Source organism: Macrococcus capreoli, assembly GCF_025628935.1.
GTDB classification, from domain to species: Bacteria; Bacillota; Bacilli; order Staphylococcales; family Staphylococcaceae; genus Macrococcoides; species Macrococcoides capreoli.
Genome location: NZ_JAOTIS010000009.1, coordinates 66,286 through 92,916, shown reverse-complemented (window position 1 = coordinate 92,916; position 26,631 = coordinate 66,286). Strand labels below are relative to the sequence as shown.

Below are 26,631 nucleotides of genomic sequence, written 5' to 3'. Positions count from 1 at the left end.
TTATCCAAATATCATCATTGATAAGTATAGTCCTACGAGTGTTGCAAATAATACTGGGATTGTAATGATAATCCCTGTCTTAAAGTAAGTCCCCCACGAAATCTTAACACCTTTACCACTTAATACGTGTAACCATAGCAACGTTGCTAAGCTTCCGATTGGTGTAATCTTTGGTCCTAAGTCACATCCGATAACATTTGCGTACACTAACGCATCCTGGATCATACCAGTTGCTGCGCTTTGTTTAATCGCGATTGAGTCGATTAATACTGTAGGCATGTTATTCATAATTGACGATAGTATCGCAGATAAGAATCCCATCCCCATAATTGAACCAAATAAATTCATCTGTGTGATGTGATCAATCACACCTGCAAGTAAACTTGTTAATCCTACATTTTTCAATCCATAAACGACAACATACATCCCAATCGAGAAGAATACAATCGCCCATGGTGCGCCTTTAATCACTTTTCCTGTATTCACTGCTGGTGACTGTCTCGCAAACATTATAAATATGAATGCGATAATCGCTGCAATGATACTTACCGGGAAGTTAATAAAGTCACTCACTAAATATCCTACTAATAAAATAGCGAGTACAACCCATGACATCTTAAATAATCTCATGTCTTTAATCGCTGACTTCGGATCACGTAATGCACTTTCATCATATGACTTCGGCACGTTACGCTTAAAGTATAACCAGAGCACTGTGATACTCGCAATTAAACTGAATATGTTTGGTAAAAACATATGTTGCGCGTATTCCATAAATGATAAATCAAAATAATCTGCAGAAACGATGTTCACTAAATTACTTACGACTAATGGTAAACTCGTCGTATCTGCGATAAATCCTGAAGCGATAATAAACGGGAAGACCATCTTTTCATTAAAGTTTAAGTTTCGTACCATCGCAAGCACGATCGGTGTCAAAATCAATGCCGCACCATCATTTGCGAAAAATGCTGCAACGATCGCACCTAATATACATACATAAATGAACATCTTAAACGTATTACCTTTAGCAAGATGCGTCATATGTAATGCGGCCCATTCAAAGAAGCCAATTTCATCAAGTATGAGCGAGATTAATATGACTGCGATAAATGTAAATGTTGCATTCCAGACGATGTTTGTTACATCGATGACGTCATTGAAATCAACGACACCAAAGATTAATGCAAGAATTGCGCCACCTACAGCTGAATAACCGATTGATAAGTTCTTCGGCTGCCAGATGACTAAAGTTAATGTTAATAAAAATATTGCGATTGCAATGCCTGTAATCATAATTCACCTATTCCTTATTTGATTTGCACACACATTGTTGATGCGGTACAAAGATTTGATTTTGTAGTTTGACGAATTGCTCGATGACTTCTAAATTGTTGGCGTACATAACGTTTGTACCTTCTTTCCAACTTGTGACGATTCCGCTTTGTTTCAATTGTTTCATGTGATGCGATAACGTCGGTTGAGAGAATTCGAAATGTGTAAGAATATCACACGCACATAACGGTCCACAGCTCAGTAAGTCTAATATTTCTAACCGATTCTTGTCTGACAATACTTTCAGCAACTTTGCTAAATGTTCATAATCCATCGCTTCACTCCTTTACATAGATGGTTATCTATATTTCGTGTTTAGTATATCGTGAATATAGATGGATGTCTATATTTAGTTTATAGCGAGTTATAATAACTCAAATTACTTCAAAAAAAGACCACACCTCTGTGATCTTTAATCAATAAAACCTAATTCTTTCGCCATCTTCCATGCGAGTACACGATTGTCTGCACCAAGTTTCTCTAGAATGATACTCGTATAATTACGAACAGTACCGTCACTCAAAAATAACTTCTGACTAATTTCTTTACTCGTTAATCCATCGCCAATTAAAGATAAAATTTCTTGTTCTTTATCGGTTAAAGGATTCTTCGAAAGCATCATCGGCATCAGTTCTGGGCTATACTCTTTCTTCCCCTTCATCACTGATACAATCGTCTCAATCAACTCATCCACCGAACGTTCTTTCAATACATATGCATCAACATCTAAATTAATCGCGCGTTCAAAGTATCCTGGTCGTTTAAAAGTGGTCACGATAATGACTTTAATGTTCAACTTTTGTTCCCTGATATATTCTAAAACTTCTAACCCACTCTTTTCAGGCATTTCAATATCAAGTAAAGCCACATCAAACGTATTATCTATAACTTCAATTGCCTCTCTACCATTTGAAACACTGACAATCTCATCAAAATCACCACTGATCATGAGTAACTTTTTCATTGCTTCACGTAACATACTTTGATCTTCTGCATGCAATAACTTCACGATTTCACCTCAATTGTGACATACACACCGAGTCCTGGTTCCTTACTCCTTGTTTCTACAAAACCATTCATCGTTTTTACACGTGCTTCAATACTTTTTAAGCTAACATTTGCTGATAAACCAAGTCCATTATCCTCTACAGATAACTTTAGCATACGATTAACCTGTGTCACCGATAATTTCACTTGTGTTGCACTACTATGCTTCACAACATTATTAATAAGTTCTTTAATTAACATACTTATTTCATGTTGTTGCAATACTCCTACGTCCTGATATTGAACATTATGCTTGAAAGCAATACCTGCATCGTTCAAAATCTTGCCAACATGATTCACTTCATCATCAATCGTTGTAGACTTAATATCTTCTATAATACTTCTCACTTTATATAAAGAGGTCTGTGATAATGATTGAATTTCTTTTAATTCATCTTTTGCCATATCAGGATGTTTCTCCACCAATTTCATCGCAAGCTCAGATTTCACGGAAAGCGTACTAAACACTTGTCCGAGTGAGTCATGCAAATCTTGTGAGATTCGATTACGTTCAATTTGTGATGAAAGTAATGCAAGCTTTTCATTCTTAATATTCATCTCATATTGCTTGCGTGATTGCTCTGCGAAGTAATCCATCGAGAACATCATCATGATGATGAATAGGATATGTGGTGATAAATCGACGCCATATGAAGGACTTTGAATAAATATTATAGCGTAGTTTAATAACAATGTAATCAGCGTTATTCTACCGTATAAAGAATTGATATTCTTTCCTAAGGCATACGGAACATATGAAATTGGAAACAGATAGAATAAAATATTACCAGGATTGCAAAAATGAATAAATACCGTAATACTTAATATCACAATACAAAACGCAATGAATATCCTTTTATTTTTATTATTATTCATCATATAGATGACCGATACTAGATACAGAATAATACATAAGAGCTTTAACAATTTCCATTCAAGTGATGCTGTTTGCATCATATTCGTAATAGGAAAAATTAAAAATATCAATGATGTGCCGTATTGCATCAAATTGATATGGGTCCACTTCAACTAAATCACTTCCGATCTCCTTCTCATCCATACACTTACCATTATAAAGATGACCGCATAGATAAGTAAAATCCCAATAGAGTGCCATGGATAATTTTCTTCAAATTGTCCTGCAGCAATATTTTTGAAATTATATGTTGGTGTTAGTTTTGCGATGGGTTGTAACCATTCTGGGAATGTCACGACCGGGAACCAAAGTCCACCAAGCATTGCTAATCCAAGGTATAAAATATTGCCGAGTGTGCTGACCTTTTGTGCATCCTTAAATTGAGATAGAAGAATGCCTAATGTTAAAAAGATAATACCACCGAATAATAAACCGAAATAACTAATAATCCATTCTTGCGCACTCATATCTACATCTTTTACAAAATGACCTACTAAAAATACAATGACAATTGAAATCATAAACATAATAACAATCTTAATCACTTTGCATAAGTAATAGATGATTGGATTAAGCGGTGTTCTAAAAAGTGAACGACTCCATCCATTATTCTTGTCATTAATCATTTCTACTGGGAACGTGAATATTGCAAAGCTCGTTAAACTAAACGTCGTCATTGAAAGCATGTAGTCACGAATATAAAAATCTAACTGCTCAGGTTTCGGCGTTTTCATTAAAGCTGCAAAGACTAAAAAGAAAATAACAGGTAACAGTACTGACATGATAAATACACTTTTGCGTTGGCTCATATCAATCATCTCGTACTTCAACATTGCTTTAAACTGTTTCATGTTGATCCTCCTCCACAACTTTAAATACTCGGTCAAGTAATGATTCATTTGTAATTTCTACGTGTTCAAAGCTAATTTGATGTTTCATCAATAATTCCACAACAACATCAATATTGGCTGTATGAATCATTAAATATTCACCATCAAGTTTTACTTCAGCCTTACCCGCAAGTTCTTTCGTAATATAATCATATTTCCTAGGTAATACAATTTGCTTCTGACTTGATTCTTCGCGCAGTGCAAGAGGTGTTGAATCACGCACGATTTCACCTTTATGTAATACAACTATACGATCTGACAAACTTTCAACCTCTTCAATATAATGAGATGTGAATAGAATTGTTCGACCAGCTTCTTTTAATTCTTTAATCAGTTCATAGAAACGTCTACGCGTCGTAGTATCCATACCAACTGTTGGTTCATCTAAAATAATAAATTCCGGACGACCAATCAACGTTAGAGCTACATCTAAAATACGTTTTTGACCACCTGAAACTTTATCCGCTTCAGTGTTTAATAATGCATCATCAAATAATGTTATGGCTTTTATTTCTTCTTTATTCAAAACATTCGGATAAAGATTCTGAAATAGTTCAATGATCTGATAAACCTTCATATTCGGTGTAAAGTATGTTTGTTGATATAATACACTAGTTTTTGTATGATCCAGTATCAAATCCTGCCCATCAATATCACCTGAAGTTAATTTCTTATTGCCTAACAAACAATCAATTAACGTCGACTTACCCGCTCCATTAGGACCAACTAATGCAATTACATCACCTTTGTTAATCTGCATATTGATATCCGTTAAAATATGTTTCTTACCTATAACTTTATTTAAGTTGTTTATCGTTATCATCTCTATCTCCTCCTTATCTATATTAAACAGAAGTTCAGGAGGAATTATAATTCACAAACGTCATAAGTTTGGTATGACAATTGTCATTTATTTAGAGCATGCTTTAGTTTATATTCTTTGCCGGTATTTTCGATTTACCGGCAATCATTTTGGATTCGGGGCTGTTTTCTAGATTTCTTTGCCGGTATTTTCGATTTACCGGCAATCATTTTGGATTCGAAGCTGATTTCCAGATTTCTTTGCCGGTATTTTCGATTTACCGGCAATCATTTTGGATTCGGGGCTGATTTCCAGATTTCTTTGCCGGTATTTTCGATTTACCGGCAATCATTCACTCAAAAAACTTAAAATTCAGCGATTTTTGGCCGAATAAAAATCCTCCTCCAATTTGGAGAAGGATAACATTCATAATTAACAAGCATTAATCATCCAAGTGACGCCGAACGGATCATTGAAGTAACCATATAATTTAGACCATTCTGTTGGACCTAATGGCATCGCAACTTTACAACCTGCAGCAACTGCATTGTTGAAGAAATCTGTTGCAAGTTTAACGTCTTCATCATTACTACCATCAAAAGTAAAGCAAACCGATGCACCTTCATTATTCACTTCACGTTGTCCCATCGTATCACTTACCATGAAACGTTCACCTAAAATCTCAAACTCAGCATTCATTACAAACTGCTTTGCGATTTCTTCTGGCATTTTGTATTCTTCAGGCATATCTTTAAACATTTCGTCATCGCCCATTGTTTTATTGATAATCTTCGCACCTAAATGTTGCTCGTAAAAATTTAATACCTCTAAAGCATTGTGGAAATTAAAATACTGTACCGCTTTAATCATGATTTCGTCCCCTTTTAATTGAATTTTGCACAACTTAAAATACATCTTTAGTATAATCAGATACACTCTATTAGTAAAATTTAACCCACCGTAACCATTCCTATACATGTAATTCTCCACTTTTCTTTCGCTAATTTTCACAATATCGTTTAAGATTAAGTTGAACACATTATTTGGAGGTCTTTATGATAACCTGGAAAGAAGAAATGATATTACCTGTGAATATCGAGAAAGTCTGGTCTTTATTCGATTTAGAGAATATTCAACGCATCATGCCTCAAGTCGTTGAAATGAAAGTGCTGGAAAAGAAACCTGGTGTAGTTGGTTCAACATATGAGCAATCATATAAAGAAGGTAATAAAGTCATGAAATATATCGTAACCGATTTAGAACATGAAGATACACCTACGCGTAAACATAACAAATCCGGCTTTCAACTGGCTAACATGTTTGATATCGAAGCAGATTATTTACTAGAAAAGATTTCTGAGTATGAAACACGCTTCATTTATAGCGGCTCAAACAAAGGGCTCAACTTAATTGGTAAAGCAATGTTAAAAGTTATGCCTAAAAAGCAAAATCAAAAAGTAGTGAACGAATTTATGGAACGCGTTAAACACGAAGCGTTAAAGGAGAAAAATTAATGAGTATATTAGCAGCAGTTATTGCAGGCGTTATCGCATTTATGATAGGTGGTGCATGGTATGGTTTTATTTTCAAAGATGCCTGGATAAAAGAAGTCGGTATCACAGAAGAACAAATTAATGATTCCAACAATGGAATGAAAGAAATGATTTATACATTCCTATTAGAAATTGTCGTAGCATTCCTTGTATTTTTCTTATTATCACACACTGATTTAAATATTTTCTGTGCTGGATTCACGATTGCTCTGATTTCAATCTTCTCAGCACTTAAAAATTATTTCTTTGAAATGAAGTCATTTAAACTGATTGCAATCAACGAAAGTTACAAATTGATTTGTATTATGATTATGACACTTGCAGCATACTTTTTTGGATAAGGAGCGATATATATGGAATTAGGTAATTTCTCAGTAAGTCTACCAGTTAAAGATATTCATGCATCTTTAAAGTTTTATGAAACGTTAGGATTTGAACAAGTTAGTGGGGACATCACACAAAACTGGATTGTACTAAGCAACGGTGCAGCACGTATTGGTTTATTCCAAGGGATGTTCGAAGAATTTATGATGACGTTCAATCCGAAATGGAATAATAAAGGCGAAGAAGTACCAGGTACCGATGTACGTGAAATTGCTGCGAAATTAGAAGCAGCAGGATATGAATTCATCACACCACTTACTGCTGAAAACGCAGAAGGGCCTGGTTATTTCATGGTGAAAGATTTAGACGGTAATACATTATTATTTGATCAGCACGTATAAGGAGAATGGATATGGAGAAGTTTTGTCAAAGTTGTGGGATGCCACTGAACTTACACGGAGAAGATGTTAGAGGAACTGAAGCTGACGGTAGCAAAAGCTTAAAGTTCTGTAGTTATTGCTATAAAGACGGAAAGTATATCGATCCAGATATTACGATAGAAGAAATGCTTGAACGCGGTAAGAAAGGTATTACTGAAGGAAAAGGCAATCCAGTTGCTAAATTTATGATGAAAGCTTTCTACCCGATGCAACTTAAAAAATTAGAACGTTGGAAATAAGTACTTTCAAGCAATATATTCTCCCATTTTATGCCTCGTTGCATATGAAAAAAGACGTTTTTTTACTCATTTTGTATCTAATTGACTATAAATACTAGACAATCGTGTTGATACATTATATAATTGATTCAAATATTATCGTTCATATTCAAGTTATTAAGGCTCTTCACATTTTTACAAAACGTAATAATGTAAGACAACACTTTTGTAATATGGGAAGTGTTTTCTAAGTAAAACATTAGATATTATTTAATAATTTTTTGGAGGTCATTCATAATGGCACAAGGTACAGTTAAATGGTTTAACGCAGAAAAAGGTTTTGGATTCATCGAAGTTGAAGGCGGAGACGACGTATTCGCTCACTTCAGCGCTATTCAAGGTGAAGGTTACAAAACTTTAGAAGAAGGTCAAGCAGTTGAATTCGATATCGAAGAAGGTCAACGTGGACCTCAAGCTGCTAACATCGTTAAATTATAATATTTAATGTTGGAAAATAAGCCCTCAAGGGGCTTATTTTTTTTGATAAAAAATATTTTTTATTCTGTTTATAAGTGATACCTACGCGATTTATTATGAGAATGTGATCATAATATCCGAACAGGCGTTTGACTTATTGGAATATCCATTATATAATTAAGTCAAATATATCGGACATATGCAACAAACAAAGCTTCTTCACATATTACAAAAAGTAATCGTGTTAAGTCGAGACTTTTTGTAATATGTGAATTTTTCTTTGTAGAAGAAACATTAGATATTATTTAATAATTTATTGGAGGTCATTATTATGACACAAGGTACAGTTAAATGGTTTAACGCAGAAAAAGGTTTCGGTTTCATCGAAGTTGAAGGTGGAGACGACGTATTCGCTCACTTCAGCGCTATCGAAGGTGAAGGCTACAAATCTTTAGAAGAAGGTCAAGCAGTTGAATTCAACATCGAAGAAGGTCAACGTGGACCTCAAGCTGCTAACATCGTTAAATTATAATATTTAATGTTGAAAGATAAGTCCCTTTTGGGGCTTATTTTTTTGTATATCTTTCAGTTATCATTATTCATAAGCGCCAAATTATTATGTATTAATCTTGCAATATTCATTATAATAAAATAAATTTATAATTATTTTTATAGTTATAAACGTGATACCTACAGTCTTTATATTGTGATTGATCCATGCACTAAAATATAATCGTTTGACAATAATAGATATCCATTATATACTTAGTACAAATATATCGAACATATGCAACAAACGTAAGTACTTCACATATTACAAAGAGTAATCGTGTTTAGTCGATACTTTTTGTAATGTGTGAAGTTTTCTTTATGTAAAACATTAGATATTATTTAATAATTTTTTGGAGGTCATTATTATGACACAAGGTACAGTTAAATGGTTTAACGCAGAAAAAGGTTTTGGATTCATCGAAGTTGAAGGTGGAGACGACGTATTCGCTCACTTCAGTGCTATCGAAGGAGACGGTTACAAAACTTTAGAAGAAGGTCAAGCAGTTGAATTCAACATCGAAGAAGGTCAACGTGGCCCTCAAGCTGCTAACATCGTTAAATTATAATATTTAATGTTGAGAAATAAGCCCTCAAGGGGCTTATTTTTTTTGACTAAAATAAATAACACACCTCGTTGGATGTGTTAAAAATTAAAGAAACAAAGCATATCACTTCAATCATCTATTGGTAATATGGTTTTATGATTTTTTATATCTACATACTTCCCACTAATCATATCCTTTGTAACTGGCTCCTCCATGTCAACGAACAGCGCCATTTCACAAATTGTCCCCTGATTTCCGTTAATATTATAATATTTCATTAAGAATTCAGGATCAATATTTCTATTGATAAGTATGAATCTATCATATTTTTCATATTCTACATTATATTCTTCTAATATTTCATTTGTTTCTTCATACCCTTCATTTAATATTGCGCCTGTAATATTAAATGTTTCTATAAGGTCAAAGAATTCAAGAGAATTCCATGAAGCTGACCAACTGATAGTTTTATATCCCCTAATTTTAGTATCTACGAAATAAATGATCTCTTTGGCATCTACGTCGAATGCATCCCACATATAGTTTTCAGTGAGTTCAAATTTATCTTCTATAATTTCAATGTCTTTAAATTTTGGATGAATAAATAGGTCTCCACTTATTATTTTCCAGTAAATTAAAGGTTGATAATCACAGTCATAAATTAATAATAATGAGTCTATATACTCAATTTGCTGTACAAAGGATAAATTAATAATATCTTCAACTTTAATAATAAAGTTTTCTTTATTATGTGTTGGTGCATCTGAGAAGCTAGTCACTAAAATAATCTCTTGCGGATACTTCCTAAAAATCTCAACAATCGCGTTCACTGCTTTTTCATTCATCACATGTTTTTTGATGAATGTTTTTTCAAGTTCTTTTCGTACACTTAAATCAATCCTTGATTCATCGACAGATGGTTGCTCTTTTTTCTTTTTAAATAATTGGAACATATTAGTACCACTTCTTCTTTTTAAAATACACTAAACTCACGACAAGCATCATTGCCATAACAATCAACACGGTGAAATAGCCATATTTCCATTTCAACTCTGGCATATACTCAAAGTTCATACCGTAAATCCCGGCAATCAGTGTTAAAGGTAAGAATACCGTTGAAACGAGTGTCAGAATTTGCATAACACGATTCATCTTATAATTATTATACGATTCATAGTTACTTCTGATTTCGTCCGTTAATTCCTGTGCATTTCGAATCAAATTCTTCTGCTTTATCATATGATCCTGAATGTGATGGATATAATGACGATCATCATCTGTTTGAATAAGCGGCTTATTGCGTTCCAGTTCATCCACAAGTTCTGACATCGGTATAATAATCCCTTTAATTCGAATCAACTTTGACCTCAAATCAAATATATCATCCATTATCGTGTGCTGATGCTTATCTTTCGCATGTCGCTTCTCAAAGCTAATTACTTTACTCTCTATTGTTTCAACTGTTTCCGTATAGAAATCAACAATCTTATCCAGTAACATCATTGCAGCTACACGTGGCGTTAAATTATCTGGTGTCTTTTCTTCAAGTTCTTTCGCTAGTGCATCAATCTCATCCGTTGCCTCTATATCTTCGGCATGATAAGTAATAAAGACGTTATCTTTCAAAAGGACATTAATAGTTTCCGCTTCAAATGTATCAGGTTCTATCTTCTGATACACTAAATACTCATAATCCGAATAATTCTTATATTTCGGTCTTGAATTACTATGAATAACATCTTCTATTGTAAGTCCATTAATATTGAAGTGTTGCTTGAATAATGCACTTTCTTCCTTGTCCGCCCCTTCAAAGTCAAACCAAATAAAACTCGCATCTTTTGGTAGATCTTCAATCGTTGCTGCGCGTTCTAATTTATTCTCGTGTTGATACATTATACTTAATGCCATTTCCTCACCTCACCTATGCATATTATACGTTATTTACATAGAAAAAGACCAAGACAATATCATTGTCCTGATCTTTAGAAATTATATGCTATTGCTTAGTTCCCGTTAAACATCCAGTGTACACCGTACTTGTCGTCTAACGCACCCATTACGCCGCCCCAGAATTGTTCTTCGATTGGCATGTGTACTTTCGTATCCGCATGTGCTGCTACTTTATTGAATAACTCAGTCATTTTCTCAGTATCTTCAGCATTTGATTTATCCCAGTTGATAGATAGTGAAATACTGTTATTGAAATCTCCTGCTTTGCCAAAACGATCTGCAGCATAAAGTGTGTGTCCAGCTACTTTAAATTCTGAATGCATTGTCATTTCATCTGCTTGTTCTGGGTCTACTCCGAATTGTCCTGCTTGCTCTTTTCCTACTGGTAAACGATTTACGTCTGTTGCACCAAATACCTCTTCGTAATATGCTAAAGCTTCTTTTGCACTTTCAAACGCTAAGTAAGGAATTAATTGTGTCATGATAGACCTCCAAATTTTTATAGTTTATTCAAATTAAATATACCACGATATAATAATAATGCCTAATTTAAAAGCGTGTGTCTTTCTTACAAAATACTGCTACTATGTTATATTGTATTTAAAGTAAACGTCGAGGTGAAGAATATGTGGCAACATACAAAGCTAACCGAACATTTAAATATACGTTACCCCATTATTCAAGCAGGCATGGCAGGCAGTACAACGCCTGAACTTGTTGCATCAGTATGTAATGAAGGCGGGCTTGGTACGATTGGTGCTGGTTATATGTCTTTAGAAACGCTTGAGCAAGAAGTAAATATAGTGCAGCACTTGACCGACAAACCTTATGCCGTCAATTTATTTGTACCTGAGCCATTTAACTATGACAATACAGCGATTGAAGCAATGCAGACATTGCTTGAGCCTTATTATCAACAATACAATATTACGACAGCCGAAGTGAAAGATCATCCCAAACAACACTTCATTGATGCAATTCAGTTATTGATTCGTAAGAAGGTCCCTGTTGTTAGCTTTACTTTCGGTTTACCATCTACCGATATAATTAATCTCCTTAAATCAAACGGTATCAAAACAATTGCAACAGCGGGTTCTGTTCGTGAAGCACAAGCAATTGAGCAAGCAGGCATTGATATTGTCGTCGCCCAAGGCCATGAAGCTGGTGGACATAAAGGGACATATACAAACGCACGTGGCATTGGTTCCATGGCGCTCATTCCTCAAATTGCTGATAGCCTAACGATTCCTGTAGTTGCTGCAGGTGGTATTATGGATGCACGTGGTGTTCTTGCTGCCCTTACTTTAGGTGCAAGTGGCGTACAAATGGGAACTGCATTTCTGACATCACATGAAAGTAAAGCCCCTGTTGTGCATAAAGACGCGATATTAAAGGCAAAGCCTGATGATACAACTATTACTAAAGTATTTAGTGGTAAAGCAGCACGAGGTATTGAAAACGACTTTATTCGTCATATTGAAGCCACTGGCACTCCATTGCCTTATCCACTACAAAATGATTTAACTACGCCTATCCGAAAGCAAGCTGCGCAACAGGGTGACACTAACAATCTTCATATGTGGTGTGGCCAGGCACCAATGCTTGCCAAAAGAAATCATGCAAATGAACTGCTGAGCGCTATTGTTACTCAAGTTGATCATTTGATTTTAGGTTTCGTTTCGAAAAATACGACGTTATAAACACATCACACCATAAAAATGCGCCCCCTATAAGCGGGAGCGCACATTTTATAATTGCGTATTTTTAGTTTGATATAAATAAATCGGAATACCTAATAAAGTAATAACAATCCCTGTTAACGCCAGCCCAAACTGCGTGAATAATGTATTAATCATAACAAATATCCCGGCAAGTATCGCAATAAGCGGAATAATTGGATATAACGGTACTTTATAAGGTCGTACCAATTCTTTCTCTCGTTTACGTAATACAAATACAGCATAAAATGCCATACAATAAAATGCCCAAATCACAAATACGAGCATATTAGTGATTGAATCAAACGCACCGAGTGATACCATCACAACTGCAATAACAACTTGAATCACACCACTCATCCACGGTGCACCACTGCGAGTTAATTTCATAAACGTCTCTTTAAATGGCAATAAACCTTGCTTTGCCATTGCTTCAGGTAAACGCATGCCTGTCATCATATAACCGTTTAATGCACCATATACCGATACCATAATACCGATTGTAATTAATTTACCACCTGACGCACCAAATAATAATTGTGCAGTTTGTGTTGCTGCATTTAAATTACCTTTCAACTCATCAATTGGATGCGTAAATAAAAACGCTGCGTTGATTAATAAGTAAATCACTGTCACTAATCCTAACCCGAGTGTAATAGCTAACGGTAAATCTCTTTTTGGATTTTTCATTTCCCCGGCAATATTCCCTACATGAATCCATCCATCATAGGCGAACATCGTAGCAAGTAACCCTGCTCCAAGTGCTGTGAAGAAGTTAATGCCTGTATCCCCTGTCGTCGGAATAAACGATACTTCAACATCTCCTTTATGCATCAATCCGAAGATGACAATCGCAATAATTGGTATTAATTTCACCACTAACGTTACAGATTGAAGAATACCTCCAGCTTTTGAACCTAAGCAGTTAATCAGCAATATCGAAATAATTGCTAATACTGCAACCGGGAATAACCATCCTTGTGCTAAATGTAATAAATTCTTTACTTGTTCAGCAAATACGATTGATTGTGCTGCAAGCATCGCCGGAAAGTAAATAAAGCTTTGTGCCCATCCTGCTAAAAATCCGCTAAACTTGCCATATGTATAATCGATGTAAGTCGTTAGTCCACCATTACGTGGAATCGCTGCAGCAAGCTCAGCTACTGTAAGGCCTGCACAAATTGTAATTAAACCGCCTAGTAACCAGACAAATAGCGTCATACCTGAAGTACCAGTTACCTCTGTTGTATTTGATATTTTAAAGAAAACGCCCGATCCAATCACCGTTCCCATAACGAGCGCGAGCGCTGGAAAGAAACCGATGCCTTTATTTGTTGTTTGTTTCATAATTACCTCCTTTTAACCTCCAACTATAATAGCATATTTAATGATTGATGTGACACGTCGATTCACATTCATCAAAAAAACCTTCCGGATCAAGTCCCGGAAGGTGTAATATTATTTCTTTTTTCTTAAATGCTTCTCAATATAGAAAGCAGATTCTTCTATCGATTTATACTCAGTATTAATTACCGTTGCATTAAGTCTGTTAAATACTTCCTCAGCATAACTTAGTTCTTGTTTAATACGCTTTAAGTCATTATATTGCCCTGGACCAGATAAACCAAGCACTTTAATACGTTCCGTTCTAATATTCATAATATACGTCGGACTTGCCGTTAAACCAAATACCTTTAAATTCTTCTGCTGAAATACTTCTTCAGGAATGGGTGATTCCGGGACTAACGGAATATTAGCTACTTTGTAACCTTTATTCGCTAAATACATGCTTAGCGGCGTCTTAGAAGTCCTTGAAACACCAACAATGACCGCGTCAGCTTCTGCTAAGTTATGAAAGTTCTTCCCATCATCATATTTAACCGAATACTCAATGGCTTCAATTCGTTTGAAATATTCTTCATCCATTTTGCGTAATGCGCCACTCTCACCGATGGGTTCCATATCCGTGTGATGTTGAATAACTTGAATGAGTCCTGTCATATAATCAATATAAGATAGACCCGTTTCTTTCGCAAATGCCTTACCTAAGCGATTAAATTCTGGATTGACCAGTGTTGTAACAACGACGGCTTCCTTTTGTTTTGCCAGTTCTAATATGTGCTTAAATTCTTCTTCTCCTTTAATAAAAGAGAATTTCTTAACACTAACAGATGTGAGTTTCGGAAATTGAGATAATGTCGCATGTAACATTCTATCGGCCGTTTCACCGATAGAATCTGAAATAATATAGATTAATAAATCTTTTGACTCATATTTACTCAAACTGATCCTCCTACTATTTATTCACCTGGCTTTGTGCAGTCGCAAGTATTGCTCCTGGTACACGGAACGGTGAACATGAAACATAATCAATATCAAGATCATTAAAGAAGTGAATTGACTTTGGATCGCCCCCAAGTTCTCCACAAACACCGATTTTAATATCAGGATTTGCATGTTTGGCACTTTCTACTGCAATCTTAATCAGTTGTCCCATACCACTTACATCTAATGTCTGGAATGGATCTACTTTCAGAATATCACGATTCATATATTCATTGATAAATTTACCCGCATCATCACGCGAGAAACCATACGTTAATTGCGCCAAATCGTTTGTACCAAAACTAAAGAATTCAGAGTGTTTAGCGAGTTCGCCTGCAACTAAACATGCACGTGGTGTTTCAATCATTGTACCAATGAGATAGTTTACTTGCACACCTTTTGCATCCATGATTTCTTGTGCTTTACGTTTTACAACTTCTTTTAGAATCACAAATTCTTCGCTTGTTGAAACGAGTGGAATCATAATTTCAGGTTGCGTTTCAATACCACGTAGTTTTAAATTGATTACTGCTGTAATGATAGCTTCCGTTTGCATTTCGTATAATTCAGGATAAGTAATCGCTAAACGACAGCCACGGTGTCCAAGCATTGGATTAAACTCATGTAATTCAGCAATACGTTTATCCAGGAAGTCTGTTGTAACCCCTAATTGATCTGCAACAATGCGAACTTCCTCACCTGCTTTTGGTAAGAATTCATGTAACGGTGGATCAAGCAAGCGTACGATTGATGGACGATCCAACGATAAATTGAATATACCTTCAAAGTCCTCTGTTTGGTAGACTTTAATTTTATTTAATGCTTCGATACGCTCTTCATATGTTGAAGCTAAGATGAAACGACGCATTTCGATTAAGCGCTCTTCACCAAAGAACATGTGCTCAGTACGTACTAAACCGATACCTTTAGCGTTAAATGAATAACCCGCTTTTATATCTAAATCCGTTTCAGCATTCATTCTTACAGAAAGACGTGCAATTTCTTCTGCCCAGCCCATGAACTCTTCAAAGACATCACTTGCTTCTGCTTTCGTCGTTTCTACTGCACCAATATACACAGCACCTGTCGAACCATTAACTGAAATCGTATCCCCTTCAGATAACGTCTTACCTGCGTATTTCACATATTTCTCTTTCGTATTAATTTCTAAATCTGAGCATCCTGTAACACAGCATTTACCCATACCACGTGCAACTACTGCAGCATGACTTGTCATACCACCATGTGTCGTTACAATAGCTTCTGCTGCAATCATACCTTCAATATCTTCAGGAGACGTTTCAGGACGGACTAAGATTACCTTCTCACCTGCTTCAGCTTTTGCTTTCGCATCTAGTGCTGAGAATACAATCTGGCCTGTTGCCGCACCAGGTGACGCAGGAAGACCTTTATCAGAAACAAGTTCTGCAGATGCTAACGCTTTTTCTTTAAATGTTGGATGTAATAATTGATCAATTGATTTCACATCGACCATACTAACAGCATCTGCTTTTGAAATAACACCTTCACGTACCATATCAACTGCAATATTAATTGCTGCTTTCGCTGTACGTTTACCGTTACGTGTTTGTAAGATGAATAACTTTTCATTCTCAATCGTAAATTCGATATCCTGCATATCTTTATAATGTGATTCTAGTTTCTTTGTTACATCAACAAAGGCTTCATATACATGTGGCATTTGCTCATTTAATGTTTCAATTGCTTTCGGCGTACGAATACCTGCAACAACGTCTTCACCTTGCGCATTCAGCAAGTATTCACCATATAATTTGTGTTCCCCTGTTGCAGGATTACGTGTGAATGCTACACCAGTACCTGAACGGTCACCACTATTACCGAATACCATTTCCTGAACGTTGACTGCAGTCCCGATATCATGCGGAATTTCGTTTAAATCACGATAAATACGTGCTCGATCATTGTTCCATGATTTAAATACCGCTTCGATTGCTTCTGTTAATTGCTTTTTCGGATCTTGAGGGAAAGGTTTGTGCGCTTCTTCGATATAAATTTCTTTATATTGTTCAACGATTACTTTTAAATCTTCAGCAGGAATATCGGCATCTGTTACGTGACCTTTATCTTTCTTAAATGCTTCAAAGTACTCTTCAAATGCAGGCATTGGAATGTTATATACGACACTACCAAACATTTGTAATAAACGACGATAACAATCATACGCAAAACGTGCATCATTTGTTTTAGCAGCAAGTTTCTCAACATTTTCATCATTTAAACCTAAGTTTAAAATTGTGTCCATCATACCTGGCATAGAAATTTTAGCACCACTACGAACAGAGACTAATAATAAATTGTCATCTGAAGAGAATGCTTTGTTTGTTTTATTTTCCAGTTCTTTTAATTTGTCATCTAATTGTGCTAATAATTCATCTGATAAACGTTCACCTTGATTTAAATATGTAATACACGCTTCAGTTGTAATTGTGAACCCGTTTGGAACAGGTAAACCAAGGCGCATCATCTCTGATAGGTTGGCACCTTTACCGCCTAGTAAATCTTTCATTGATTGACTACCTTCTTCAAATGCATATACAAATTTACTCAACATTCGTCACCTCATATTTTTTAATGTGTTATACCAATTATCCATTAGGTTATACTAATATGTCAATTAGTATGTCACATTAAATATAAGATGACAATCATTAAATATGAAATTGCCAGAAAAACAATGGTAAATATGAAGGGATTGTGAACATTTCACAAAAAACTTTGAAAACATGTGCCTTGCATATAGTAAATTAGAAAACGCTTTATTATAATCGAAGTAACTTAAAGTTTAGCTTTAAGAAAACTTTTGTAAGGGGAGATTCATATGTATCAACTAGAGTTTATTGATGGTAAAAAACATCATACAGTAGGAATGTTCAGTACAGTTGAAGAGATTAAAGAATGGTTAGCACAAGTGCCATTCATTACAGCGTATGAATCTGAGGAAGAATATACGATGGAATATAAGAATATTCCGGATTACGCAGAAATCGAATGGCGCGGTAGTATCGTACCGATTACACGTCACTCATTCTCTGGTGATCACGTTATCGTTATTGACTGGTCATACGTTGCAACAATTAAAGACCATGAAGGAATTGTTCCAGGTTATACTTTGATCGAAGGTTACATGTACGAGAATAGTGATGTTGAAGAATACATCGCTGTACGTAACAAGATGAAAGATGAATTAAAGGATTACTACACATTACACGGTAAGACAGTATTCGTTGATGGTTTAGGAACGGAAGACGGCGAATACATCACGACTGAAGGCGGACCGATTATTCATATCGATCCTATTAACGTCGATGCGTGGGAAAAAGCAGAAAGTATAGAGGCGTTTGTGAAGACGTTTGAATAGAAAGTAAGACATGAAACATAAAAACGACCCGGTTCTATTATAGAACCGGGCCATTTTTTTATTTTTCATTAATAATCTTATAATATGTTCTCGATGTAATCAGATACATAATGCCGTATACCAACATAATCGCAAGAATGACGATACCGTAACTTGTTAAAAACATCGCCTTATCACGTATACCTAAAATCCCTAACAAATTAAATATTATATTCGAAGCAAATAATGTGTGAATAATAGTAATTAATAGCGGTAATCCGAATATCCAGATAATTTGTTTATTTATCGTTTTCTTAATTAATTGTTGCGTTAAACCTACTTTTTGCATAATTTCATAATTCCTTCGATCCTCATGTCCTTCAGATAGTTGTTTATAGTATAAAATTAAAAATACACCAGTCAATAGTGTAATAGATACTACAATTCCGATGAATATGAGGCCTCCATTTAAGTCATATACCATTTTCTGAACATCGTCTTTAGAATTAATCTGAATATCATACTTTTTCTCGATTTTCGATATTACTTTTTTAAATTCTTTTTCATGATTTATAACATTGAACGCAATTATACCTGATACAGTAGGCTTTTCCATTTCTCTTGTTGAACTATTTAAAGATTTAAAATAATTACGATATTTATCTAGCTGTGCTTCATCTTTTACAACGATATACATTGCATCTATTGCCAGCTGATTTCCTAAATAATTCTCTTTTACTCTATGAACTTTTATATTTTCATCCATAACTTTCAAACTATCCTGCTGATTGAGTCTCGGCGTATTTGTACTCACGATGACTTCACCATCATTTAATTTTACGGCCGTATCATTAGCTTCATTATGACTCTCTGCGGTAGTCATCACTACATAGGTCATTTCTTTTCCTCTTAGTTCAGAGCCTGTCATCTTTAACAATGGCAACAATTTATTTTCTTCTTTAATTACAGGAAACATAATATTTTCACTATATCTAAATTTATCTACGTCAACGATATTTTTAATATCTCGTTTTATATTGCTTAACTGTTTTTTCTGAGTCTCAAATATATTTATTTCATACTGCTGTTTCATGCTTCCAGCAACCTGTGCTTCGATACCACGATATGCTGTAAGTGACATACCCAGTGTTACAATCAAAAAAGTCATCAACATTGTGATACTTGCAAGACTTACTGCATTTGCTTTCATGCGAGATAATAATCCTGAAATCGAAAAGAATTGACTCGGTCGATAGTAAATTTTCTTATTATTTTTTAACAATTTCAATACAATGATTGTAAGTGACATGAATAGGCAATAAGTTCCTATCAAGACGAGTAAAATGGCTAAAAATATTGTTTGCAGTGAATCTAATATCCCTTTGACATTTAAAGCTAAATAATAACCATAAGTTAAAGCAACTCCACCGATGAGAAATAATATTGAAAGTAACCAGTTTGGTGTTTTTTTCTCCCCAGCAAATTTTGAACGCATAAGTTGTACCGGACTTTGCATAGTGATTATAATGTTATTTAAAATAAATAATAGGAACATGATGATGACAAGTAAGATAATAGTCGTATATGCTGCATTATAATCAAAAGGATAATCCATCAAAGACATTCCTTTTGATTGAACAAGTCGATTCATCATAAGAAACAAAAGATTACCAAAAAGATATCCTCCCAGAATACTTAATATACTAACTACAATCGTTTGAATAACAGATTCTAATAATAATATAAATCTTAAGTGTTTTTTCTCTAGGCCAAGAACCATATGCAATGCAAACTCCTGTTTCCTTTGTTTCATTACAAATCGATTGGCATATATTATAAAGACTATCGTAAGAATACCTATCAATATATTGGCATACATTAAGATTTGAGGAAGATCTTCATGTCGTTTCTGAATATAATCATTATCAATCATAGAGAGCACAATATACTGTAAACCAAGCATTACACTTGTTGCTAAAATAAATGGAATAAATATTTTTCTCAAAGCTGCAAAGTTTTTCAACACAATCTTAAACAGTAACTTCCCCACTCTACTCACCTCTTTCCGCGAGCATTGAAAGACTATCTGAGATACGTTTTTGGAATGCGTTTTGCGATTCATCTCCTCGGTATATTTCATGATATAAAATACCATCCTTAATGAATACGACGCGACTTGCATATGAGGCATCAATGGCTGAGTGCGTTACCATGAGAATCGTTTGGTTATCTCTATTTATATCCTGGAATAAATGCATAATATCTGTTGATGTCTTAGAATCTAATGCACCTGTTGGTTCATCTGCAAGTAGTAGACTTGGATTTGAAATGAGTGCTCTCGCAATCGCGACACGTTGCTGTTGCCCACCTGAAATTTGATTCGGGAACTTTTTCAAATGATCCGTAATCCCTAATTTTGGTGCTAAGCGTGATAGGCGTTCCTGCATTGCTTTAGGTTTCATATTAGCAAGCACTAAAGGCATTAAGATGTTATCTTCATTACTCATCGTGTGTAATACATTAAAATCCTGGAACACAAATCCTAAAGTGTCACGACGAAACTTTGCCACTTGTTTATTCTTTAACATACTTAAATCTTGTCCATCGATAATCACTGACCCTTCAGTTGGTGTATCGAATGTTGCGATAATATTCAGTAATGTTGATTTACCTGAACCTGACTCACCCATAATCGCGACAAACTCACCTTCATTAATCGAAAAATTCATATCTTTTAATGCAACCGTTTGGTTCGCACCTCTACCGAATACCTTTTTCACGTTTTTTATATTGAGTAGCATGTCATTCACTCCTTATTTGTTGTTACCTTTATCTTACGCGCTATAAGAAACGGCTGCCTTTATTTATTCTTACAAAGACAGCCGTTAATCTTACAAAAATGAAAGATTGGAGTTATTTAAATTGAATGGTAAAAGTTGATCCTTCGTTTAAAGTTGATGTGGCATTAACTTTATGACCTAAACGCCTCGAGATTGTGCTCACAATATATAAACCAATACCACTTGATTTCTCACTTAGTCTACCGTTATAGCCAGAGAAACCTTTATCAAATATTTTCGGTAAATCACTGGCATTGATTCCGACACCATTATCTCGGATTGATAATATTTTGGACGATTCATCAAACGAAATCCACACATCTTTACCACGTGCATATTTTAACGCATTGTTTAATATTTGCTCTATCATAATGGACGCCCATTTAGCGTCTGTTAAGATGATTGCTTCGCTTTTGTCATAATGTAATCTTGTGTGATGATGAATAAACTGAATCGCATAGCGCTTAATCAGTGGGCGTAATAATTCATCAATACCAACTTCCATAAATACCATATCCGTCTTCTGGTTCATAAGCTTTAAATAGTTCAGCGCAAGATTTGTGTAGTTATCGATCTGAAGAATTTCATTACGTACGTTTGAAATGGCATGCGCATCAGGTTCCTCAAGTAGTAACTTAGATGCTGTAATTGGCGTCTTCATCTGATGTACCCACATTAAGAAATACGATTCTACTTCGCTTTGATAATGAATAAAGTCATTACGTAGCCGTTGATTCTCTATCTTTAAACTTTCATTCTGTTCCTGTAGCGATTGCTCCTGTTTATAACTTGTGAATCGTACAGCCCAGTAAATAAGCATTATAAATATTACAATCGATATTCCGATTGCATACGCTTGAACCGGCACATTATACATGAATAACATAAAGAAAAATAAAGTACAAATGAGTATAGCGATAACAATTTCACGTTGGATTGTTCTTAAGAAATTCATAAGTCACCTACGCGATATCCGACGTTTTTCTTCGTTTCAATGAAATCTGTAAGGCCAAGCTTTTGTATCTTCTTACGTAAACGTGTCATATTAACTGCAAGCGTATTATCATCAATGAAATGCTCCGATTCCCAGCATTTTTCGATTAATGTATTTCTACTGACAAACTTACCTTTGTTCTGAAATAAGCTATGCATAATTTGTAATTCTGTATGTGTAAGATCAATAGTATGACCGTTATATTTTAGTTTCGCTGCCTCAGGAAGGAGTTCACAATTACCAACAGTTAAATTATTAACTTGAGTGGTGAAATCATATGTCCTGCGCAAGAGCGCCTGGATTTTAGTAATCGTGACCGTCATATTAAACGGCTTTTCAATAAAATCATCTGCCCCCATCTGCATCGCCATCACTTGATCCATACTATCGTTACGTGAACTAATGAAGATGATGGGCACAGTAGAAACTTTACGAATTTCCTGACACCAGTGATATCCATTAAATGCCGGTAAATTAATATCGAGTAACACGAGTTCCGGTCTATTCGTGTTGAAGGTATCCATCACATGATTGAAATCCTCTATTATAATCGGCTCCAGCTGCCACTTTTTCAGTTCTTCGGCAAGCATTTTTCCGATAACTAAGTCATCCTCTACGATTAATACTTTCATCGTTTCACCACCACAGTTGTTTTTTATTATTATGACATAAATGATGGAAAGATAAGAAATATTTCTGGCACGGTTTTGGTTTAAACCGTGCCAAACGAGCAGATTTGGCACGATTTTGCTCTATATCGTGCCATTTTATTCAGTTTGGCACGATATTCAAAATTATCGTGCCACTCAATTTCACAAAACAAAAAACACCTCAATCCGAGGTGCTTCACTTTAGAATTCAACATGTAATGCTTTTTTATCTGTTTTATTTTCTATTTTTACTTGTCCATTATGGTCTTTGCCTGTATCGATAATTTCAACATCGAGTGCTTTCGCTTTAAATAGATCATCAATTTTACCGGTAGAACCAACATCTTGATTAAATACTAGAATTGAGCTAGATTTCTCTGCTGCTCTGTTTGATTTTATCGTATTAAAGAAATACTTTTTACCGTGCTCATCATATAAATTGATATCATAGTTATGCTCATTTTCTGCTTCAATTTTAATTTCACCAGATAACGGATTTAGTGCGATTGCTTCAATTTTCACATGTTCTTTTCCAACTAAAATAGCTTTATTAATTGATTTTGTTTTTACTGATTTGCTCAATTCAGTTGTATCTACTTTAAATTTGAAGCCGAATGTTTCACCATTTCCTTCAAAACTACCAAACGTCATTTCAACATCTAAAATTCCTTTCGGCGGCACTTCTCTCAGATGCACTAGCCCGATATCACTATATACTTTTTTATCTTTCAAATACTCACTGCTACCTGATAAGCCTTCCATCATTTCTCTGCCATTGATCTTTACTGAAATAATATCTGCTAGATGCAGCGTATCTTTTTCTTTCGTATCAATCAGTAAGTTGTATGTCAGAAACTTATCATTAATAAACACGTCTGTAAGCTTGGCATCTAATTTATCGACACTTACCGTCTCATTGATATGTGTAGCGTATTTACTAGCTTGTGGCGTAATAATATCTTTAAATGAGTATGTAATATTTTCAATCATTTTAACGGTATTGGCTTGAATATCGTGATTCATAAATGGTAAACCACCCATTAACAACATTGCCGCTGCTACAATTTGAATTGTTCTTTTCTTAATCTTTGGTGATTTCTTTTTGTTGAATGACTTTTTAAATTGATTAAGATATTTTTCTTTTTCTATTTTAGTTATTGTTACTTCTTCAATGGGGTCATCAAATTGAATTTCATTTAATTTTTCATAGATATCTGTCATTGCGATTCCTCCTTAGAAAGTCTCATTTTTTCTTTAGCACGGGACATACGATTATAAATATTACTTGTTTTGTGACCTAATATATTTGCAACTTCCTCCGGCTTATATCCTTCCAGATAAATCATCGTTAGCATCTGTTGATCGATTTCAGATAAATCTTTAATTAAATCAAACCATACTTGTTCATGCAGTTTTAATCCTTGATCCAAATACACAACATTTTTATCTAAGACGGTTGTCTCAATATCTTTCTGATATTTACGCAACATGTCTATCGATTGATATTTCGCGATAACACAAATCCAGTTTTTAAAACTATTTTTACCCGCATCATACTTATCGATATTATTCCAAATCCCAAACAAACAATCGTTCATGCATTCATCCAGATGACTATCTAGATGATATAAATTTTTCTTACACACCGCCTTTATCAATCCACCATAGTGCTCTAAAAGTAGCTGAATCCCTTGTTCGTCCCGTGATTGAATCAATTGAATTATTTTTGAGTCACACGCGTTCATGTCTCTCCCTCCAGTACTACTTATATATTCGTAACTGTTGTTTAAATTCTATCATCAATATAAAAAAAAGATGCCATACACAAAATGTGTATGACACCTAAATATAGTTTTATTTTTTCTTTATATTAAATTACTTTGTTTTAATAATTCCTCGATAAATGTGCCTTCAATTTTATCCAATGCTTTTTTACCAACTATTTTTTTATGAAGTGGTAATTTTTTGTCTGTTAATTTTTGTTTGTCTGATAAATAATACATTGCATCCAGTAACACACGAATATCATAACTTGATGCAAAAACTTCCGGCACACCACGGTCAACGTGTAATAACTGATATACCGCTTCCATTGCTGTACGTACAGAATATTCAGTTGTAAATACAGTATCACGCTCAGTCTCAGCAAAATTACCTATAAACGCTAAGTTTTTAGAACCTTTTGGTACGACTAGCGGACGATCGCCTTTTGATCTTGGCATAAAGTAAGAAGTGATAAATGGCATATTTGTCGGAATTGTATTTGCTGAATGATTTGCTAGTTCCTCAATTTGCTCTACTGGCACACCAATATGATACAACCACTCCTGCGCAATTTCAGATCCAGTACATTCTACGATTGGTTTCTTAATGAAATCACCTGGCACATCAGAATATAATGCATATATCCATACAACGAGTTGATCTTTCGGTTGCGTTTTAAATTGAGGTTGACGGTTTAGCGTAAAACTTAATTGCCAATTTGAATCTGTAACTGTGATTATTCCGCCAGTTACTGTTTTTCCTGAGAACGGATCACGTTTACATAGTCGCTCGATATACGGTGGGATTTTATCATCTAATGTAGTCGTTGTTGCTGAAATAAACCAAGATTTTTTCGGTATATTTTCATAAAACTTCTCCGGCTTACCAAATGACTGATCTTGTGCTGCTAAATTGCGCCATAGTTTCCATGCTCCACCGATGTCTTCAGGAATAGGGGCTGGTGTATGATTATCACCTTTCGTAGAACTTTCAGTAATACTACCATTCGTAACGAATATTAAATCATTTTCAGTAAGTTGAATAACTTCATTATTACCGCTTCTAATGATTTCTATTGCTTTCGCTACTTTTTTATCATTTGATGCATCGACCACTATATTATTGACCTGTACTTCATATTCAAATTTTACGTCATGATTTTCTAAATATTTCACCATTGGCATTACAAGTGATTCGTACTGATTATACTTTGTAAACTTTAATGCTGAAAAGTCTGCAAGACCACCAATATGATGAACAAAGCGAAGTAGGTAGCGTCGCATTTCCATTGCAGAATGCCAAGGTTCAAATGCAAACATCGTTTTCCAGTACATCCAGAAGTTTGAGTTTAAGAAGTCTTCTGAAAAGACATCCTGAATGGTTACATCATCTAAATCATCTTCCTGCATTAAACAGAGCTTTATGATTTCTTTATTGGCTTTATCCGTTAAAGTAAACTTGCCATCTGTCGGCACTCTCTCACCTTGTTTATGAATAATTCGGCAACGTGAGAAATTTGGATCATCTTTATTTAGCCAGTAGAATTCATCTAAAACGGATGCATTTTCCGTTTCAAGTGAAGGTATTGATCTGAATAAATCCCATAAACATTCGAAATGATCTTCCATTTCACGACCACCTCTTAAAATAAAACCTTCATTCGGTTTGTGAATACCATCTAAGCTACCACCTGGCAAAGATAATTCTTCTAAGATATGAATGTTTTCACCTTTCATTTGGCCGTCACGAACTAAGAAACAAGCAGCAGCTAATGAAGCTAGTCCAGAACCTACTAGATAGGCTGATTTTTGATCAACACCCTCTGGCTTTCTTGGTCTTGCGAATGCTTCATAATTTCCATTTGAATAATACATGCTTATCACTCCTTTTCTTCTATATTAATAGTGTAAAA

At 34.8% G+C, this 26,631-nt stretch carries 29 protein-coding genes; 9 read left to right on the top strand and 20 right to left on the bottom strand.

Annotation, left to right across the window (positions count from 1 at the left end):
* The 7 genes from OCL94_RS08225 to OCL94_RS08195 form a co-directional block, all read right to left on the bottom strand.
* The gene (locus tag OCL94_RS08225; protein WP_317618552.1) at positions 1–1,293 is read right to left on the bottom strand and encodes an arsenic transporter; all 1,293 of its coding nucleotides are present in this window, start codon (positions 1,291–1,293) and stop codon (positions 1–3) included.
* A gap of 10 nt (positions 1,294–1,303) precedes the next feature.
* Complete coding sequence (locus tag OCL94_RS08220) at positions 1,304–1,609, bottom strand: ArsR/SmtB family transcription factor (RefSeq protein ID WP_262996400.1); 306 nt, start codon at positions 1,607–1,609, stop codon at positions 1,304–1,306.
* A gap of 138 nt (positions 1,610–1,747) precedes the next feature.
* On the bottom strand, positions 1,748–2,347 hold the full coding sequence (locus OCL94_RS08215; RefSeq protein WP_262996472.1) for a response regulator transcription factor: 600 nt from the start codon (positions 2,345–2,347) through the stop codon (positions 1,748–1,750).
* Positions 2,341–3,411, bottom strand: a complete 1,071-nt coding sequence (locus tag OCL94_RS08210; protein WP_262996398.1) for a sensor histidine kinase — start codon at positions 3,409–3,411, stop codon at positions 2,341–2,343. The genes OCL94_RS08215 and OCL94_RS08210 overlap by 7 nt, the downstream gene beginning before the upstream one ends.
* The gene (locus tag OCL94_RS08205; RefSeq protein ID WP_262996396.1) at positions 3,412–4,149 is read right to left on the bottom strand and encodes an ABC transporter permease; all 738 of its coding nucleotides are present in this window, start codon (positions 4,147–4,149) and stop codon (positions 3,412–3,414) included.
* Positions 4,136–5,011, bottom strand: a complete 876-nt coding sequence (locus OCL94_RS08200; protein WP_262996394.1) for an ABC transporter ATP-binding protein — start codon at positions 5,009–5,011, stop codon at positions 4,136–4,138. The genes OCL94_RS08205 and OCL94_RS08200 overlap by 14 nt, the downstream gene beginning before the upstream one ends.
* Before the next feature lie 411 nt (positions 5,012–5,422).
* On the bottom strand, positions 5,423–5,860 hold the full coding sequence (locus OCL94_RS08195; RefSeq protein ID WP_262996392.1) for a VOC family protein: 438 nt from the start codon (positions 5,858–5,860) through the stop codon (positions 5,423–5,425).
* Positions 5,861–6,045: 185 nt separating this feature from the next.
* Here OCL94_RS08195 and OCL94_RS08190 point away from each other — a divergent pair, with 185 nt between their 5' ends.
* The 7 genes from OCL94_RS08190 to OCL94_RS08160 all read left to right on the top strand — a co-directional run bounded on the left by OCL94_RS08190 (position 6,046) and on the right by OCL94_RS08160 (position 9,120).
* Entirely contained in the window at positions 6,046–6,504 is a 459-nt protein-coding gene (locus OCL94_RS08190; RefSeq protein WP_262996390.1) for an SRPBCC family protein, read from the top strand.
* Positions 6,504–6,884: a DUF1761 domain-containing protein gene (locus OCL94_RS08185; RefSeq protein ID WP_262996388.1), complete on the top strand. Its 381-nt coding sequence runs from the start codon at positions 6,504–6,506 to the stop codon at positions 6,882–6,884. Before OCL94_RS08190 ends, OCL94_RS08185 begins: the two co-directional genes overlap by 1 nt.
* A gap of 12 nt (positions 6,885–6,896) precedes the next feature.
* Entirely contained in the window at positions 6,897–7,268 is a 372-nt protein-coding gene (locus OCL94_RS08180; RefSeq protein ID WP_262996386.1) for a VOC family protein, read from the top strand.
* A gap of 11 nt (positions 7,269–7,279) precedes the next feature.
* Positions 7,280–7,546 carry a zinc ribbon domain-containing protein gene (locus tag OCL94_RS08175; protein ID WP_262996384.1) on the top strand — a complete coding sequence of 89 codons (267 nt, stop codon included), beginning with the start codon at positions 7,280–7,282 and terminating at the stop codon, positions 7,544–7,546.
* Positions 7,547–7,822: 276 nt separating this feature from the next.
* On the top strand, positions 7,823–8,023 hold the full coding sequence (locus tag OCL94_RS08170) for a cold-shock protein (RefSeq protein WP_096077387.1): 201 nt from the start codon (positions 7,823–7,825) through the stop codon (positions 8,021–8,023).
* 310 nt (positions 8,024–8,333) lie between these two features.
* Positions 8,334–8,534, top strand: a complete 201-nt coding sequence (locus OCL94_RS08165) for a cold-shock protein (RefSeq protein WP_101141384.1) — start codon at positions 8,334–8,336, stop codon at positions 8,532–8,534.
* Positions 8,535–8,919: 385 nt separating this feature from the next.
* The gene (locus OCL94_RS08160) at positions 8,920–9,120 is read left to right on the top strand and encodes a cold-shock protein (protein ID WP_086041794.1); all 201 of its coding nucleotides are present in this window, start codon (positions 8,920–8,922) and stop codon (positions 9,118–9,120) included.
* A 107-nt stretch (positions 9,121–9,227) separates the two neighbouring features.
* Here OCL94_RS08160 and OCL94_RS08155 read toward each other — a convergent pair whose 3' ends face one another.
* The 3 genes from OCL94_RS08155 to OCL94_RS08145 all read right to left on the bottom strand — a co-directional run bounded on the left by OCL94_RS08155 (position 9,228) and on the right by OCL94_RS08145 (position 11,531).
* A complete protein-coding gene (locus tag OCL94_RS08155; RefSeq protein WP_262996373.1) occupies positions 9,228–10,052 on the bottom strand; it encodes a hypothetical protein in 825 nt (274 codons plus the stop codon).
* 1 nt (position 10,053) lies between these two features.
* Positions 10,054–11,007: a magnesium/cobalt transporter CorA gene (corA, locus tag OCL94_RS08150; protein WP_262996371.1), complete on the bottom strand. Its 954-nt coding sequence runs from the start codon at positions 11,005–11,007 to the stop codon at positions 10,054–10,056.
* A gap of 95 nt (positions 11,008–11,102) precedes the next feature.
* A complete protein-coding gene (locus tag OCL94_RS08145; protein ID WP_262996369.1) occupies positions 11,103–11,531 on the bottom strand; it encodes a VOC family protein in 429 nt (142 codons plus the stop codon).
* Positions 11,532–11,642: 111 nt separating this feature from the next.
* Here OCL94_RS08145 and OCL94_RS08140 point away from each other — a divergent pair, with 111 nt between their 5' ends.
* On the top strand, positions 11,643–12,749 hold the full coding sequence (locus OCL94_RS08140) for an NAD(P)H-dependent flavin oxidoreductase (RefSeq protein WP_262996471.1): 1,107 nt from the start codon (positions 11,643–11,645) through the stop codon (positions 12,747–12,749).
* Between the two features lie 48 nt (positions 12,750–12,797).
* Here the strand turns inward: OCL94_RS08140 and OCL94_RS08135 are convergent, their stop codons facing one another.
* From OCL94_RS08135 to ppdK, 3 genes are all read right to left on the bottom strand, one after another.
* Complete coding sequence (locus OCL94_RS08135) at positions 12,798–14,114, bottom strand: APC family permease (protein WP_262996367.1); 1,317 nt, start codon at positions 14,112–14,114, stop codon at positions 12,798–12,800.
* Positions 14,115–14,225: 111 nt separating this feature from the next.
* The gene (locus tag OCL94_RS08130) at positions 14,226–15,050 is read right to left on the bottom strand and encodes a pyruvate, water dikinase regulatory protein (protein WP_262996365.1); all 825 of its coding nucleotides are present in this window, start codon (positions 15,048–15,050) and stop codon (positions 14,226–14,228) included.
* Between the two features lie 13 nt (positions 15,051–15,063).
* Positions 15,064–17,682 (bottom strand): pyruvate, phosphate dikinase, encoded by a 2,619-nt coding sequence (gene ppdK / locus OCL94_RS08125; RefSeq protein WP_262996470.1) that lies wholly within the window; start codon positions 17,680–17,682, stop codon positions 15,064–15,066.
* A gap of 270 nt (positions 17,683–17,952) precedes the next feature.
* On the opposite strand from ppdK, the gene OCL94_RS08120 reads away from it, so the two are divergent.
* Complete coding sequence (locus OCL94_RS08120; protein WP_262996363.1) at positions 17,953–18,492, top strand: hypothetical protein; 540 nt, start codon at positions 17,953–17,955, stop codon at positions 18,490–18,492.
* Positions 18,493–18,550: 58 nt separating this feature from the next.
* Here OCL94_RS08120 and OCL94_RS08115 read toward each other — a convergent pair whose 3' ends face one another.
* The 7 genes from OCL94_RS08115 to OCL94_RS08085 form a co-directional block, all read right to left on the bottom strand.
* A complete protein-coding gene (locus tag OCL94_RS08115; RefSeq protein ID WP_262996361.1) occupies positions 18,551–20,521 on the bottom strand; it encodes an ABC transporter permease in 1,971 nt (656 codons plus the stop codon).
* Between the two features lies 1 nt (position 20,522).
* The gene (locus OCL94_RS08110) at positions 20,523–21,272 is read right to left on the bottom strand and encodes an ABC transporter ATP-binding protein (RefSeq protein ID WP_262996359.1); all 750 of its coding nucleotides are present in this window, start codon (positions 21,270–21,272) and stop codon (positions 20,523–20,525) included.
* Between the two features lie 112 nt (positions 21,273–21,384).
* A complete protein-coding gene (locus tag OCL94_RS08105; protein ID WP_262996357.1) occupies positions 21,385–22,266 on the bottom strand; it encodes a sensor histidine kinase in 882 nt (293 codons plus the stop codon).
* The gene (locus OCL94_RS08100; protein WP_262996355.1) at positions 22,263–22,937 is read right to left on the bottom strand and encodes a response regulator transcription factor; all 675 of its coding nucleotides are present in this window, start codon (positions 22,935–22,937) and stop codon (positions 22,263–22,265) included. The genes OCL94_RS08105 and OCL94_RS08100 overlap by 4 nt, the downstream gene beginning before the upstream one ends.
* 219 nt (positions 22,938–23,156) lie before the next feature.
* Entirely contained in the window at positions 23,157–24,176 is a 1,020-nt protein-coding gene (locus OCL94_RS08095; protein WP_262996353.1) for a hypothetical protein, read from the bottom strand.
* Positions 24,173–24,700 carry a sigma-70 family RNA polymerase sigma factor gene (locus OCL94_RS08090; protein ID WP_262996351.1) on the bottom strand — a complete coding sequence of 176 codons (528 nt, stop codon included), beginning with the start codon at positions 24,698–24,700 and terminating at the stop codon, positions 24,173–24,175. Before OCL94_RS08090 ends, OCL94_RS08095 begins: the two co-directional genes overlap by 4 nt.
* 120 nt (positions 24,701–24,820) lie before the next feature.
* Positions 24,821–26,593 carry an oleate hydratase gene (locus tag OCL94_RS08085; protein ID WP_262996349.1) on the bottom strand — a complete coding sequence of 591 codons (1,773 nt, stop codon included), beginning with the start codon at positions 26,591–26,593 and terminating at the stop codon, positions 24,821–24,823.
* Positions 26,594–26,631 lie beyond the last annotated feature (38 nt).